The following is a 15,110-nucleotide window of genomic DNA, read 5'->3' on the forward strand; positions in this document are numbered from 1 at the left end:
AGCGGAGGGTATGACGCTACAAAACAGAAAAGGTGACTTTTGTCACCTTCACAAATATTCTCGGAAAATTTAATAGAAGTATTTTGGGCGGAGTTACTAAAAACAAATAAAATACGCCGATATAGAAGCCAAAAACAAAATATTATTTGGATATTACGTCAATCAAGTACCGGATGTTTGCTATGCCAGTCTGTAGCATCCTGATAGGCTTTCGCCACGGCAAGTACGGTTCCCTCATCAAATAGCCGACCGGTAAAGGTCAAACTGGTGGGAGTACCATCATCGGAAAAGCCGTTGGGCAACACTACCGATGGGTGGCCACTAAGATTGGTGACCCGCAGGTTCTTGCCTTCTCTGGAAGGAGCCATGTATACATCCACTTTCTCAAAAACTTTGGTCATGTCCTGAATAAGCTGTGTTCTCAGTCTGTTTGCCTGAATGTATTCGACAGCTGGTATCAACCGGGACTCCCTGAAGCTGTTGGGCCATCCCCACTTTAGCTGGTTTACCAACTGGTCATCCCGCCCACTCAAAGTCAGTTCCTCGAAGGCAGCCGCAGCCTCTGCCGAAAGAATAATGGTCATATCCCCTACCGGCTGATTGGGTAATTCAATTGGAATCAACTCCGCCCCGAGTTCTTTCAAGACCTGCAGCGCCACGCTGTCCTGGTCATGAAAAGCGTATTCTTTGTCAAAGTCATCTTTTACGTAACCAATTCTGAGTGCCCTCAGGTCGATAGCTGGCTCAAAGTAGAAAGGAAAATCCAGCACCATGGCGTCTTTTCCGTCGGGCCCGCCTATAGCGGCCAGCACGATAGCGCAGTCTTCCACATTGCGGCACAATGGGCCTAGCTTGTCCATGCTCCAGCTAAGAGCCATGGCTCCATAGCGGCTTACCCGGCCATAAGTGGGTCTTAGTCCAGTAACACCGCAGACTGTAGACGGCGATACAATGGAACCCAGCGTTTCCGAACCAATAGCAAATGGAAGCAGCCCGGCTGAAACCGTCGATGCCGAACCAGCCGATGAGCCACTGCTCCCCTTCTCGGTATTCCAGGGATTCCGGGTTTTCCCCCCAAACCAAATATCTCCCATGGCGAGGGCGCCCAGTGTCGTCTTGGCCAGCAAAATTGCTCCAGCGGTTTCCAGCCGCTCGACAACAGTCGCATCAACGTCAAACTCCTGGTCTTTGTAGGGCATCGCTCCCCATGTGGTTTTGAAGCCTTTCTTGGCCAGCAAGTCCTTCGCACCAAAAGGAATGCCATGCAAAAGACCTTTGTAATTACCCTGCGAAATTTCCTTGTCAGCAATTGCCGCTTTTTCAAGTGCATAGCTTTCCATCAATGTTACTACCGCATGCAGCTTTGGATCCAGTGCTTTTATTCTGTTGATGTAAAATTGGGTAAGCTCCAAAGAAGAAATCTGGCTGCTTCTAATGAGTTCAGCCAGTTCGCCAATACTCATAAACGCCAGCTCTTCATCATCGGTAGGCCGCATTGTGCCAGTGTAATCACCAAATTTCAGCCCTTTAAAATGGCTTTGATATTGAAAACCCAATGGGAGCGGATTAAACTGCATGGCTGGCACCACGTCGTTGGTCAATGGGCTCCTGCGCATGTAAAGATAGCTTTCCCTCTGTGAGGCAACACCCTCAAGCATGGAGTCGGCTTCGGCACGGGTAAGCGGCACTCCTATCAGTTCACCTGCTTTGATAATATTGTCGCAGCTAATCGTTTCCTCATTTGTGAGCGACACATACTGGCCCAAACAAAAGAAGACAACTGCCACTAGGGTAAAAAGAGCGACCTTGCCAAATACTGCTTTCATACTTAGGGATTATATCACAGTTTAATGAATAAAATAGAATTAGGCATGTCAAATATTAGCAAGAAGCCATTTATAAATGTGGATGGTTTTCTATTTTTAGCCATGAGGAAAGAATATTGCGCCATTTTTAGCGTCGGTTCTCTGGCCGTCGTGCTTTTTTTTCAAGTTCTGATGGGGTGCTCACTGAAGAAAGAGGAGCCTAAAAAACCCAACATTGTTTTCATTTTCACTGACGACCAGCGAGCAGACGCATTGGGGGCAGCGGGCAACGAAATTATTAAAACACCCAACCTGGATGCCCTTGCGAAAAGTGGTGTGCGCTTCACCAACAACTACTGCATGGGATCCATTCATGGAGCAGTTTGCGCCCCGAGCCGAGCCATGCTTATGAGTGGCAAAAGCCTTTACCATGTGTACGACAAGCTCGATACCGTTACCACCATGCCCCAGGTATTGGCCGCCAATGGCTACACTACTTTTGGAACCGGCAAATGGCACAATGGAGGCGATAGTTTTCTTGCTTCGTTTCAACAGGGCAAGAATGTCTTTCTCGGCGGAATGGATGATCACTTCAATACCGCCGTCCGTGACAAAGTGAATGACTCCACTTTTACCGAACCTTTAGAAAAAGGCTTCTCTACTGACCTTTTTGCTGATGCGATGATAGACTTCATTACCTCACAAAAAGGAGCCGAAAAGCCTTTCTTTGCTTACATAGCCTTCACAGCCCCTCACGACCCGAGAAGCCCATTGCCACAATACCTGGAGCAGTATGCGGGAGACACCGTTCCGTTACCGGCCAACTTTAAGCCCTGGCATCCCTTCAACTTTGGAGAAATAAATGAAATGAAGGTAAGAGATGAGCACCTGGCACCCTGGCCAAGAGACTCTGGGATGATCCAGGATCAGCTGAGGGAATACTATGCCATGATTACCCATGCCGACAACAGAATAGGCGACATTATTGCCGCTGTGGAGGCTAGCGGTTTTGCTGAGAACACCATTATAGTGTACGCTGCTGACCATGGGCTAGCGCTGGGAAGCCACGGACTGGTGGGGAAGCAAAGCCTGTATGAGCACAGCATGAAAGCGCCCCTGGTGTTTGCCGGCCCTGGTTTGCCAGCCAATAAAACCAGCGATGCTCTGGTATACCTCTACGACATTTTCCCTACACTTTGCAACCTGACAGGTGTAGAGCCACCTAAGGGAGTGGATGGAAAAGACCTTTCGAAGGTAATTATGGGCAAAGAAGGAGGTGTTCGAACCTCGCTATTCACCACCTACAGGGGCACGCATCGGGCAGTGCGGGACAAAAAATGGAAATTGATACGATATCCGATGATCGACTACACACAGCTCTTCGACCTTGAAAATGATCCTGATGAACTAGTCAACCTGGCTGACAAAAAAGAACACGAGGTGAAAGTAAGGGAAATGATGGGCCTGCTGAGTAGCTGGCAAAGAAAAACCGACGATACCGTTCAGCTTACAGCAAAAACGATTGCACCAATGGAATACGACCCAACTACCTTCGAAAGGAAGCCGGACGTGCACCAGCCTCCTTTTGTACTTGAAAAATATTTTAAGGATTATATCAATCAACCATAAGCTGGTGAAGAAACCGGGAGCTTTGCCTGGAGCCGAACAGAACAAATGAAAAAAGCCCGGCGCTCTAAAAGACCACCGGGCTACCAAACCTAATCAACCGTGCAACGTTAAACGTTGCTGCCCCGAAAGGGCATTACCAAACTTGGTGCGCAAAGTAGTTAATAGCAGAAATGTGTCTGCTATACACATTGTAAAAAATTGTCATAGAATTCTTTTTACTGTTGATTAATTGATGAATGGCAAATATTCACCGCAAAGTAAACCTCTATATCGCCATGAGCCTCGACGGCTACATTGCTAAAGAAGACGACAATATTGATTTCCTCTCGCAAGTGGAGGTGCCGAACGAAGACTATGGCTATGCGGAATTCACCGCTGGCATCGACACGGTCATTTGGGGCAGGAAGACATACGACAAAGTGTTGTCATTTGGAGGAGACTTTCATCACAAGGATAAAAAGGTTTGGGTGCTCTCGAATAGCCGAACAGGTAAAGATGAGAACGTCGAATACTTCAGCGATTTGCCCGGCCTCTTAAAAAAACTCCAGGCCGAGCCAGGCAAAGGCATCTATTGCGATGGCGGAGGCGAGCTGGTGTTTGAGCTGCTCAATCACTCTCTCATTGACCGGCTTATTGTGTCGGTAATACCACATCTGCTGGGAGGCGGCATCAGGCTGTTTAAAGACGGCCGACCTGAGCAATCGCTGGCTTTCAAAAGAAGTCTCACATTTCCTTCGGGGCTGGTGCAGCTATGGTACGATAAAAAGGAAAACAAAAAGGTGTAATGTTTTGAACTGTGGCCCCTTGCATTTAAAGTAGATTTTTCTTAATTCCTGAGTCAAAATACATCACTATGGCCTACGAACTAAAAACAAAAGTCAACGATGTAAGCGTGGAAGGCTTTCTCAACAAAGTGGAAGATGAGAAAAAACGAAATGATGCCTTTGAAGTGCTGAAGCTGATGAAGGAGGTGACTGGCGAAAAACCAAAGATGTGGGGCTCATCTATAGTTGGTTTTGGCACCTATCGCTACAAATATGCCAGTGGACAGGAAGGTGATTGGATGATAACCGGCTTCTCGCCGAGAAAAACGAGCCTTACGCTCTATATCATGCCAGGCTTCGGCCGGTACGAAGAGCTGATGCAAAAGCTCGGAAAGTACAAAACCGGGAAGTCTTGTCTCTATATCAATAAGTTGACTGATGTGGATATTGACGTTCTAAAGACGCTGGTCAAAGAGTCGGTGGATTATATGAATAAGAAGTACAATAGCTAACGTGAGGTCACTCCGCCAAGCTCACCTCCTCAGCAGGCTTTGCACCTTCTTCTTTTGAGCCTCTTTACCAGCGCCGCCTCACCAGTAGAATTACTAAGCCGCAAACTGTCATTTCTCGTCACTTACAATAGTATTGGTGTGAAAATCAGCCACATTGATCAAAATAGTTACACATCCGGGGCCTAGATTGGTTTAGGTGATGCGGGGTTGGCAAGAAGTGCATACAGCTAAGGCTAAAGGAGTATTGCATCGTTTTATAGTGTCTTTTCCCAAGTGAAAAAACCTACAACTCTCCCGCCTGGTTCCACGGCCTTACCTCCATTCCATTGCTTCGCTTTTGCTGAGCGTCTCCTGCGTAGACAACTACCCCCTCCGCTGCTCCAGTTATTTTAGACCAAAAATTTAATCCCTTGAAATAATCGTCAGTGACTGTCTTTCCTGATTTGATTTCGACCGGGTATAGCTTTCCACCCTTATCTATTATCACATCAATCTCATTGCCGGTACTATCACGCCAAAAATACAAGTTGTTAGGTTCATTTTTATTAAACCTGGTTTTCACCATTTCGCTGATAATGAAGTTTTCAAAAAGACTCCCCCGCAACGGATGGGTAACCAACTGTGCTTCATTTTGAATGCCGAGTAGTGCACAGGCCAGCCCGGTGTCATAAAAATACAGCTTGGGCATTTTCACAATTCGTTTATTGAAATTTTGATGGTGAGGCCGAAGCAAATGAACAATAAAGCTACTCTCTAATACCCCCAACCACGATGCCACTGTTTTATGATCCACACCAGCTTCAATGCCGAGGCTGTTCATATTCAGCAGTTGACCTACCCGGCCGGCGCAAAGCCTCAGGAACCTTTCAAAAGCACCAAGATTTGTGATATTTTTTATCTGCCTCACATCTCTTTCCACATAGGTACGAATATAGTTGAGATACCAGGTAGATGGCGGTATTTTTAGATCATAAATCGGAGGATATCCTCCGGCAAACATTGCCTGGTATGCATCCGATGGCAACAGCCCCTCTTTTGCGAGCTCTTCAATAGAAAAAGGAAGAAGAAACAAGTAAGCGATCCTGCCAGCAAGACTCTGTGAAATATTTTCCTGAAGCAAAAAATTGTTCGACCCCCAAAGGATAAAAAGGCCCGTCTCGCTACTTTCATCAATGATCTGCTGCAGATAGGAAAACAACTGTGGCACTCGTTGTATCTCATCCAGTACAGCTCCATTCGGGTATTGTTCGAGAAATCCTCGAGGGTCGCTCTCGGCAAACTGCCGTGCATCGGGGTTTTCCAGCGACACATAAGGCTTCGACCCAAAAATGTGTTTTGCGAGTGTGGTTTTTCCCGATTGTCTTGGGCCAACGATCGCCAGCGACTTGTACATAGAGGCAAGCACTCGGATTTCTTTATCTGCTATTCGGATAATCACGTAGTGAAATTACAATTTGGGAATTAGATTCCCAAATTGTAAAAACTACAGCTTCAACTCCACCACCCTCAGTGCCTCAGCAGGCTTTGCCCTTCTTTCAACCCTCCCTGCCAGCACTATGTGACCAGTAGAATCATAATAGGCCGCAAATTGCCAGTTCTCTTCACTGACAATGGAATTGGTGCGAAAGCTGACGGCATTGATGGACGTGCTTGCCCAGCCGGACCCAAGAGTGGTTTCGGTGATACGGGGCTGGCACCCCGCCATCAAAAGAATGCCAAAGACACCAAACCAATTCCTGAAAGACTTGATATAATAGCTCATATACCTCTAAACTAACTATCGAGTCACTAACTACCATAGTTATCTCGATTTTGTCCCACCCCCGACCTCCCAATCCAATCCATTCGCTATTTTTGCACAGAAATCAACCGTAAGTGCGCCAACCCAATATCAAAGTCATCATCCCTGCCTTCAATGAGCAGAATGCTGTAGGCATGGTCATCGATGAAATACCCAAAGATTTGGTGTCCGAAATCATCGTCGTCGACAATGGTTCGACCGACAACACCTTTGGTCAGGCACAATCACGAGGAGCAACTGCCCTGAGAGAAGAAAAACGAGGCTATGGCAACGCTTGTCTTTGCGGCATGCAGCACATCGCAAGCCAGGTCAGGGATTTGCCGGATATCGTGGTGTTTCTTGATGGTGACCACTCCGACTATCCTGAAGAAATGTTCGAGCTGGTGCAACCGATTATCGATGGTAACGCTGACCTCGTAGTCGGCTCCCGGGCACTCGGCAAAAAGGAAAAGGGCTCCATGACACCCCAGCAAATATTTGGCAATTGGCTGGCTACTACTCTGCTCCGCTGGTTTTACGGGGTGCAGTTTACTGACCTTGGGCCTTTCCGGGCTGTGAAATATGAAAGCCTGCTGCGCATCAACATGCAGGACAAAACCTATGGCTGGACTGTAGAAATGCAGCTAAAAGCGGCTAAATTGGGAATGCAAACCACCGAGGTGCCGGTAAACTATCGGCAGCGCATTGGTGTTTCCAAGGTGTCGGGCACGGTGAAAGGCACCTTCGGCGCAGGCTACAAAATACTTTGGACAATCTTCAGGTACTTATGATCGACTGGCTGGTAATAATTGGGTACGGAGCTTCCTTATCGCTGATCTTTCTGTTCAGCCTGGGACAGCTGCACCTGGCCATTCGCTACAGAAAAAACAAGAAGGCAACACCAGCCACCCTTGCACCACTGGCAGATTTTCCGCTGGTCGCCGTACAGCTGCCTATTTATAACGAGCTGTACGTTGTGGAAAGACTGATCAGACAAGTATGCCTGCTCGATTACCCAAAAGATAAACTGGAAATTCAAGTGCTCGACGACAGCGACGATGAGACTTGCGTTGTTGTAGACAACTTGGTCGAAGAATACAAAAAGAAAGGCTTCGACATTAAAACGCTGCGCCGGCAAGAAAGAACAGGTTTCAAAGCGGGAGCCTTGCAGAATGGGCTTGAACAGGCCCGTGCCGAGTTTATTGCCATTTTCGATGCCGACTTCCTACCAGACCCTCAATTCCTGAAGGAAACATTGCCCCATTTTACCACCCCAAAAGTGGGCATGGTGCAAACCCGCTGGGGTCATCTCAATCGCAACTACTCGTGGCTGACGAAACTACAGGCCTTCGGGCTCGACGCCCACTTTTCGGTAGAGCAAACTGGCCGTAGTGCATCGGGCAGTTTTATCAACTTCAATGGCACCGGAGGCATTTGGCGAAAGGAGTGCATTGTAGACGGCGGCGGCTGGACAGCAGACACCCTCACCGAAGACCTCGACCTTAGCTACAGGGCCCAGTTGAAAGGCTGGCATTTCACTTTCCTTGAGAACGTTGAATCTCCTGCCGAACTGCCCATACTTATGCCGGCAGTAAAATCACAACAGTACCGCTGGAACAAAGGCGCCGCCGAAACAGCCAGAAAAAACCTGGGTGCTGTGCTCACATCGGCCCTGCCGCTGAAAAACAAGCTTCACGCCGTCCAGCATTTGCTCAACAGCTCCCTTTTCTTCTTCCTTTTCACTGCTTCTTTGCTAAGCCTGCCTCTGCTCTACACAATGAATCATTTGCCCACATACAGCACATTATTCAATGCGGCAAGTGTATTTGTATTAGGTTTTCTCTTTGTTAGCTATTTCTACTGGGTTGCCAGCGGCTCCTCATTTCCCAAAAAGACACTGAAATACTTCCTCGTTCATTTCCCCATGTTCATCACCTTCTCTATGGGTATGTCGCTGCACAATGCCATTGCGGTGCTTGAAGGCTGGCTCGGCATTAAGACACCATTTTTGCGCACACCCAAATTCAATGTGCTAAAGGATAAAATATCCTGGAAAACCAATAAGTACGTCAATTGGAAGCTGACGCCCGCCATCATAGTCGAGGGGCTCCTGGCAGTTTACTTTGCCTTTGGCTTATGGTCGGCCTTCTACTTGTATGACTTTGGGCTGATATTTTTCCACCTCATGCTCACCATAGGCTTCGGAGGTATCTTCTTACTCTCAATTAAACCTTATGGGTTTGCTGCCTCAAAGGGTTAAATGGGCTATCGCCGGAGGACTCTCCTGCATTACCTATTTTTTGCTGGCCTACAAGCTTCAAAGAACAGACGCCTGGATTCTTCAGGGCTCGTTCGCTTTACTTTTTCTCGCCTTCCTCGCTTTACAAAAAGCTGAATTGAAATGGATTCTTGGTCTTGGCATCCTTTTTCGGCTGGTTTTCCTGTTCTCCGTTCCGGCGCTTTCCGATGACTTCTACCGGTTTATATGGGATGGCCTGCTGTGGCATCGGGGCATCCATCCATTCAGCCACCCGCCCTCATTTTACATGGAAGTGGGTAATGCTATTCCCACATTGTCAACTGAGCTGTACAATGGGCTTAACTCAAAAGAATACTTCACAGTGTACCCGCCTTTCCACCAGCTAGTATTTTGGCTGAGCACTTTTTCCTACGACGGATCATTGATTAGCGCTGTTTTGCCCATGCGCCTGATGCTCTTAGGCTCAGAAGTAGCCTTTCTGTTTGTTATCGCCGACTACCTGAAGAAAACTGGCAAACCCTCGTCACTGCTGGCCATCTATGCCCTCAATCCACTGGTCATCATGGAAGTGTCTGGCAACCTTCACTTTGAAGGGATGATGGCCCTGTTTCTCATTCTATCTGTCGTGTTAATTGCCGATAAGAAATTGCTTGCAGGCCCTTTTGCACTAGCAGCCGCTATTGCCACCAAACTAACTCCCGTCATCGCTGGCCCCGCACTGATGTTCGCAGGCGACAAGAAAAACTGGTGGAAGGTGGTGTTGGTCACTCTGCTAGGTTCTCTGCTCTTCTTTCTGCCACTAACCGACCTCACCTGGCTAACCGGCCAGGGGGAAAGCCTCGATCTGTATTTTCGGAAGTTCGAGTTCAATGCCTCCTTCTACTACCTTTTCAGGGAAATAGGCTTTTGGTGGAAAGGCTACAATATTATAGCTACACTTGGGCCACGACTAGCGCTTTCGGGAGGCGTTCTCATTCTGATGGTAAGTTGGACAAACTGGCCAAAAGGCCGGAGCCTGTTCCAGACGCTCAGCATTGTTTTTTTCATCTACTACCTGGCGGCCACCACGGTTCATCCCTGGTATGTGGTGCCACTGGTAGCCCTGTCCGTGTATTCCGGCTATAAATTCCCTCTCGTGTGGTCATACACCATTCTTTGGACATATATTGGCTATACCGCCACTGGCTACGAAATTCCCTGGTGGGCCATCATCACAGAATATTTGTTGGTTATTGGAGTTTTTATATGGGAAGTGGTGTTACCCCAGCGAACAAAACAGGGGGCAATAAGCTTATTAAAGAGATGACAACACCCGGAAGAATACTCTTGCTCGCTTTCGCCATTGCCTTGCCTCAGTTTACGCAAGCGCAAAGTGCTTACGACGTGCTGCTTTCAACGCTTTACAGCAAATCGGTGCCTACCATCTCGGCTGATTCGCTGGCAAGTATACAACAGGCAAAAAAGCCAATTTTACTTGATACAAGGGCCAAAGCTGAGTTTGATGTTAGCCATCTTTCGGGTGCCAAATGGGTAGACTACGAAACGTTCAAGCCCGAAATGGTCAAAGACATTGCCAAAGATCAGCCAATTGTGGTGTATTGCTCCGTCGGCTATCGAAGCGAAAAAATTGGAGAAAAGCTGAAAGCCCTGGGCTATTCCGATGTAGAAAACCTGTACGGCGGTATTTTTGAATGGAAAAACGAAGGGCACACAGTGGTCAATTCAAAAAACCAGGCAACCGACAGTGTGCATTGCTACAACAAGCTTTGGTCAGTGTGGCTGAAGGAAGGGATAAAAGTATATGACTAAAGAAGCACTCATTATTTTTGTGAAAAATGCCGAACTGGGCAAGGTGAAAACCCGCCTCGCAAAAGACATTGGTGATGAAAAAGCCCTTGACGTTTATCTTGAGCTTTTGCAGCACACTAAAGACATCACTGCCGACCTCTCGCAAGACAAATACGTTTTCTACTCCAGCTTCATTCCCGAAGACGATATTTTCTCTAACGCCGGATACATATTGAAACAGCAAAAGGGCGATGACCTTGGCGAGCGTATGTCCAATGCGTTCGAAGAAGTGCTCGGGCTTGGCTATGAGAGGACAGCCATCATTGGCAGCGATTGTCTGGAACTGGAAGCCCTCTATATCGAAAAGGCTTTTGAGTGTCTTGCTTTTCGTGATTTCATCATTGGCCCGGCCCGTGATGGAGGTTACTACTTGCTGGGAATGAAAACTTTTGACAGCGGTATTTTCAAGGGCATTGAGTGGAGCACTAGTTCAGTGTACAAAAAGACAACTGACTATATTGAAAGCCAAAACAAAGACTTCCACAAGCTTCCTCCTCTGAGCGATGTGGACACCATCGATGATCTGGGGAGGCTCAAAACACTAATAATAGAATGAAGACCCACAGCCCATTCCTTTTTGCTTTTGTCGTTCTGCTATTAGCAACGGCCTGCGATCAAGTATTTGAGTCATCTGATGAACGGGGGCTCAACGAATATTTCGACACAAGTTGGGCCAAAAATGAACTATGGGACGACGGGCAGGCTGAAGTGGCCATTTACAATGCCTCCAGAACCATCTACAACAAACCCCGCTATTTTGATTACATCCATATCCTGGTAAAGGAGGATTTCAATATTGAGTTCGGCGTAAAAACGGATGACTACGAAAGAACCGACCTTTATGAAGTAATGAAGGTGAACCAGTTTGCGGATATCCCAACTGACAACTACCCCTACCACTTTCTTACAAGCATCTTCTTTCACAGAAACAATCCGGTACAAATCCACAAACTCACCAACTCCAGCCAGGAATGGTGCGGCAATACTTTCAAGATGCTGAAGGAAAAAGGTAGTCAGCTGGAGTACACCTACCACAGCTACTGGGACGGGCAGGGTGACGACACCAAAATGCTGGATGCCACGCCGCTTTGGGAAGATCAGCTGCCGTACACCCTGCGAACCCTGAAATTCAAAGACAAGCTGTGGTTCCGCATGCCCGTGTATGGCACACAGGTCAACAGCCGGGCCGACATGCCCCGGGTGTACGATGCCGAGTTCAGCGTGGCACCCCTTGAGGCCATCGATTCACTACCAGGCGGATTGCCACAGCAAGACACCTGGCGAGTGACCGTACAGCTGGACGAAGAAAAAATCAACCAATACATCTTCACCCAGGCTTACCCGAACATCCTGGTGGAAATGGTCGCCTGGGATGGCCGCAAGCTTCGGCTGAAGAACTACAAGAGGAGCAAATACTGGGAGAGGTAAATATTGATCTGCTTTCCTCAGGAACCTACTCGTTCGAGCTCTTGAGTGGGTACACCACCTTTCTTTTTATCAGAATGGCAATTGGAAAACCTGCGCCCATTTTCCTATTTTTAATCAATGGATCTGCTCATTAATCTTATCATAGGTGGCTTTTTAATTGGCACTGGCTTTCTGGTAAAAGCAAACCCGATGACTATTGCCGGCTACAATACGATGTCGGAGGAAAAACGAAAAAAAGTAGACATCGAAGGCTTGTCGTCTATGATGAGAAACCACCTGATTGCCATGGGCTTGCTGGTAATTGTCGGAGGTTTGATCTTGGATTGGATGGGTTGGCAAAACATGTCAGGCGTTTGGTTGATTGTTGCTGTCATGGCTCCAATTCCCTTCATGCTTATTCAGGCTCAAAAATATGATCACAACAAGAGGTCGCCCGGCAAGTTCGCTGTAGTCATCGCCTTTGTTGTCATACTATTTGTCGGAACAGGCGGTTTTCTATACTACTCCAGCCAACCCGCTCAAATTACAGTCGACGGAAGAACGATTACCATATCGGGCTTCTTTGGAACAAAAGCGGAAGTCGAAAGCGCCAGACAGGTGAACGAAATTGGGAAGATTGGTTTAAAAACAAACGGCTTTCATATGGGCGATGTTTACAAGGGGCACTTTATGGTTGAACAACTTGGGGAATGCCTGCTATTTCTTCAGTCGACCAAAGGCCCTTTCATAGAAATCATCACTACAGATGGGAAAAAAATCATGGTGAACGGAGTCGATGACTCGACAGCAAAAGTGATTTTGGAAAAATAAACCCTGCTCCGTCACAGGCTGTGAGTTCGTCAACTACTTCAACTTATCCATATCCCTCACCAAAATCCTTCGCCTGTCAAAATTGATTACATTTTGAGATTTTAGCTCGTTGAGAATGGTGGTCACGGTTTGGCGGCTGGTGCCTGTGAGACTGGCGATGTCCTTGTGGGTAAATTTTGTCTTGATCAGCATTTCGTAGCCTACCTTCTGCCCTCGCTCTTCTGCCATTTCTCTGATGAAATCAATCACCCTGCTGCGGGCATCCTTAAATACCAGCGATTCCAGTTTGCGCTCCACCCTCTTAAGGCGAAGGCCCATCAGCTTAAAAATTCGCAAACTTAAGGCCTGGTTCTCCTTCATCAACTCCTGCATATCGTCGATGGTCATAGGGCAAACCGTCGTGTTAGGGTCCAGGGCCTGCGCAAAGTCTGTCCTTCGCTCTTCGCCTGCAATAGATAACTCTCCAAAAATTTCCCCGGCACCAAGAATGGCCTTCAGGATTTCTTTGCCGTCCTCGGTATAGGAACCTATTTTAACCCGCCCTTCGGCAATAAGGTAAATATGACTTGATGGTTCGTTGGGAAAATAAATGAATTGATCCTTCCGGAAATGATTGAACGTGTGCCTCTCTTTCATGTCCGGTACCTTGTGAGGACAGAGCACGTTGTAAAGATCTACCTCCTCAAAATACCATAAACTGGTGCGTTCACTCATAATTGGCAGGAAATCAAGGTTGAAACAAAAGCAATTTCAGCAAAAGGAACCATATTTACCATCTAAAAAGTTCATTGCCCATGGCGTTGCAGATTAGCGAATTGAATATTTACCCAGTGAAGGGATTGAAAGGGATAAGCGTGAAAGAAACGGAGGCGCTTGAAAAAGGCTTCAGGTATGACCGGCGCTGGATGCTGACCGACACAACAGGCAAATTCATTTCGCAAAGGGAAACGCCAATGCTGGCCCTTATTCATACGGCGATCATCGGTGAATCACTGGTCATCACCTACGAGGACAGTTCCATTATGGTGCCACTGAACAGTCAACACTATTCCGGCAGCAAAGAAAAAGTAACTATTTGGGATGATGAAGTGGAAGCTCGGATCGTTGGAAAAAACTTCAACGACTGGTTTTCCGACGTCCTCGGCGAAAAAGTATGGTTCTGCTTTCAGCACGAAAGCAAGAAAAGAGAAGTAGAAAAAAAATACGGAGCCAATTCCATGGTGAGCTTTGCCGATGGCTATCCCTATCTTTTCATATCCGACGCCTCGTTGAAGGACCTGAACGACAAGCTCGATGAGCCCATTCCAATGAACAGGTTTCGTCCCAATATTGTAGTGGCAAATGCAAAACCCTTTGAGGAAGATACCTGGGGAAAGCTCTCCGCCGGAGATGCCATTTTCCATTGTCTGAAGCCTTGCGCCAGGTGTCAGATCCCCACCATCAACCAGGAAACAGGCAAAATGGGTAAGGAGCCCACAAAAACGCTGGCAGCATTCAGAAAACAAGAGCACAAAATCCTTTTTGGCATGAATGCCGTCGTCGAAAAACAAGGAGTGGTAAAAGTGGGGGACGTGGTAACCCTTTTGTAAACACTTGCCACATCGGTGCCTGAAACGGCCTTTTCTTTTGATTTCCCCGGAGCAAGAAATACACGCTTTTATTCCGACCAAAGCAAGGACATTCGCCTTTCAGCCACTATTTTTGAGGCAAAAGGACAAGCATGTCTTATCTGTATCTCAAGGCGCTTCATATCATCTTTATTGTCACCTGGTTTGCAGGCCTGTTTTATATGGTTCGCTTGTTTATCTATCAAACAGAAACCCAGGAAAAACCGGAGCCTGAGCGCAGCATCCTCACCAAAGAATACAAGCGTATTTCGAAGCTGCTGTGGTTTGGCATTACCTGGCCTTCCGCCATTTTAACGCTGATATTCGGCCCGCTTGTGCTCAACTCCCTGGGGTGGACCATGGCCACCCAGCCATGGATGATTGCCAAACTGGTTTTCGTGTTCTTCCTCTATGTTTATCAGTGGGTTTGTCATGTAAAATTCAGGAACCTCCAGAAGGATGTCTATAAAGACTCTGGCTACTACTTGCGGGTTTTCAATGAAGTGGCCACCGTTCTACTGGTAGCCACTGTTTTCCTTGTAGTGCTCAAAAACATTGTGAGCCTGGCATGGGGCATGGGTGGCCTGATCGCTTTTACCGGGGCACTCATGTTCGCCATAAGGAGTTATAAGAAGTGGAGAGAGAAAACTAATTCAAAGGATTGAAA

The 15,110-nt window shown here is 47.3% G+C and carries 16 protein-coding genes; 12 read left to right on the forward strand and 4 right to left on the reverse strand.

The features are described 5' to 3' along the window. Window positions 1-158: 158 nt before the first annotated feature. Complete coding sequence (locus RIG68_RS28140; RefSeq protein WP_350130285.1) at window positions 159-1,826, reverse strand: amidase; 1,668 nt, start codon at window positions 1,824-1,826, stop codon at window positions 159-161. Between the two features lie 45 nt (window positions 1,827-1,871). Here RIG68_RS28140 and RIG68_RS28145 point away from each other — a divergent pair, with 45 nt between their 5' ends. The 3 genes from RIG68_RS28145 (at window position 1,872) to RIG68_RS28155 (ending at window position 4,710) form a co-directional block, all read left to right on the forward strand. Further along, window positions 1,872-3,434 (forward strand): sulfatase family protein, encoded by a 1,563-nt coding sequence (locus RIG68_RS28145; RefSeq protein ID WP_350130287.1) that lies wholly within the window; start codon window positions 1,872-1,874, stop codon window positions 3,432-3,434. A gap of 236 nt (window positions 3,435-3,670) precedes the next feature. After that, window positions 3,671-4,219 (forward strand): dihydrofolate reductase family protein, encoded by a 549-nt coding sequence (locus RIG68_RS28150; RefSeq protein ID WP_350130289.1) that lies wholly within the window; start codon window positions 3,671-3,673, stop codon window positions 4,217-4,219. A gap of 68 nt (window positions 4,220-4,287) precedes the next feature. Next, window positions 4,288-4,710 carry a DUF1801 domain-containing protein gene (locus tag RIG68_RS28155; protein ID WP_350130291.1) on the forward strand — a complete coding sequence of 141 codons (423 nt, stop codon included), beginning with the start codon at window positions 4,288-4,290 and terminating at the stop codon, window positions 4,708-4,710. Window positions 4,711-4,993: 283 nt separating this feature from the next. Here the strand turns inward: RIG68_RS28155 and RIG68_RS28160 are convergent, their stop codons facing one another. Continuing rightward, complete coding sequence (locus RIG68_RS28160) at window positions 4,994-6,148, reverse strand: ATP-binding protein (RefSeq protein ID WP_350130293.1); 1,155 nt, start codon at window positions 6,146-6,148, stop codon at window positions 4,994-4,996. A gap of 45 nt (window positions 6,149-6,193) precedes the next feature. Further along, window positions 6,194-6,472 (reverse strand): hypothetical protein, encoded by a 279-nt coding sequence (locus RIG68_RS28165; RefSeq protein WP_350130295.1) that lies wholly within the window; start codon window positions 6,470-6,472, stop codon window positions 6,194-6,196. A 113-nt stretch (window positions 6,473-6,585) separates the two neighbouring features. On the opposite strand from RIG68_RS28165, the gene RIG68_RS28170 reads away from it, so the two are divergent. From RIG68_RS28170 to RIG68_RS28200, 7 genes are all read left to right on the forward strand, one after another. Further along, complete coding sequence (locus tag RIG68_RS28170; RefSeq protein ID WP_350130297.1) at window positions 6,586-7,281, forward strand: glycosyltransferase family 2 protein; 696 nt, start codon at window positions 6,586-6,588, stop codon at window positions 7,279-7,281. After that, window positions 7,278-8,750 (forward strand): cellulose synthase family protein, encoded by a 1,473-nt coding sequence (locus RIG68_RS28175; protein ID WP_350130299.1) that lies wholly within the window; start codon window positions 7,278-7,280, stop codon window positions 8,748-8,750. Before RIG68_RS28170 ends, RIG68_RS28175 begins: the two co-directional genes overlap by 4 nt. Then, window positions 8,731-10,056, forward strand: a complete 1,326-nt coding sequence (locus RIG68_RS28180; protein ID WP_350130301.1) for an MptA/MptB family glycosyltransferase — start codon at window positions 8,731-8,733, stop codon at window positions 10,054-10,056. Before RIG68_RS28175 ends, RIG68_RS28180 begins: the two co-directional genes overlap by 20 nt. Further along, entirely contained in the window at window positions 10,053-10,559 is a 507-nt protein-coding gene (locus tag RIG68_RS28185) for a rhodanese-like domain-containing protein (protein ID WP_350130303.1), read from the forward strand. Before RIG68_RS28180 ends, RIG68_RS28185 begins: the two co-directional genes overlap by 4 nt. Continuing rightward, window positions 10,552-11,154, forward strand: a complete 603-nt coding sequence (locus RIG68_RS28190; protein ID WP_350130305.1) for a TIGR04282 family arsenosugar biosynthesis glycosyltransferase — start codon at window positions 10,552-10,554, stop codon at window positions 11,152-11,154. The genes RIG68_RS28185 and RIG68_RS28190 overlap by 8 nt, the downstream gene beginning before the upstream one ends. Continuing rightward, entirely contained in the window at window positions 11,151-12,026 is an 876-nt protein-coding gene (locus tag RIG68_RS28195; RefSeq protein ID WP_350130307.1) for a hypothetical protein, read from the forward strand. Before RIG68_RS28190 ends, RIG68_RS28195 begins: the two co-directional genes overlap by 4 nt. A 117-nt stretch (window positions 12,027-12,143) precedes the next feature. After that, window positions 12,144-12,836, forward strand: coding sequence for a DUF3784 domain-containing protein (locus RIG68_RS28200; protein WP_350130309.1), 693 nt, complete (start codon window positions 12,144-12,146; stop codon window positions 12,834-12,836). A 33-nt stretch (window positions 12,837-12,869) separates the two neighbouring features. On the opposite strand, the gene RIG68_RS28205 is transcribed toward RIG68_RS28200, so the two are convergent. Beyond that, window positions 12,870-13,550, reverse strand: coding sequence for a Crp/Fnr family transcriptional regulator (locus RIG68_RS28205; RefSeq protein ID WP_151999642.1), 681 nt, complete (start codon window positions 13,548-13,550; stop codon window positions 12,870-12,872). A gap of 80 nt (window positions 13,551-13,630) precedes the next feature. Here RIG68_RS28205 and RIG68_RS28210 point away from each other — a divergent pair, with 80 nt between their 5' ends. Beyond that, window positions 13,631-14,425, forward strand: a complete 795-nt coding sequence (locus tag RIG68_RS28210; RefSeq protein ID WP_350077117.1) for an MOSC domain-containing protein — start codon at window positions 13,631-13,633, stop codon at window positions 14,423-14,425. 131 nt (window positions 14,426-14,556) lie between these two features. Beyond that, window positions 14,557-15,108, forward strand: coding sequence for a CopD family protein (locus RIG68_RS28215; protein WP_350130311.1), 552 nt, complete (start codon window positions 14,557-14,559; stop codon window positions 15,106-15,108). Window positions 15,109-15,110 lie beyond the last annotated feature (2 nt).

It is taken from the genome of Imperialibacter sp. (assembly GCF_040222385.1).
Lineage (GTDB): Bacteria > Bacteroidota > Bacteroidia > Cytophagales > Cyclobacteriaceae > Imperialibacter.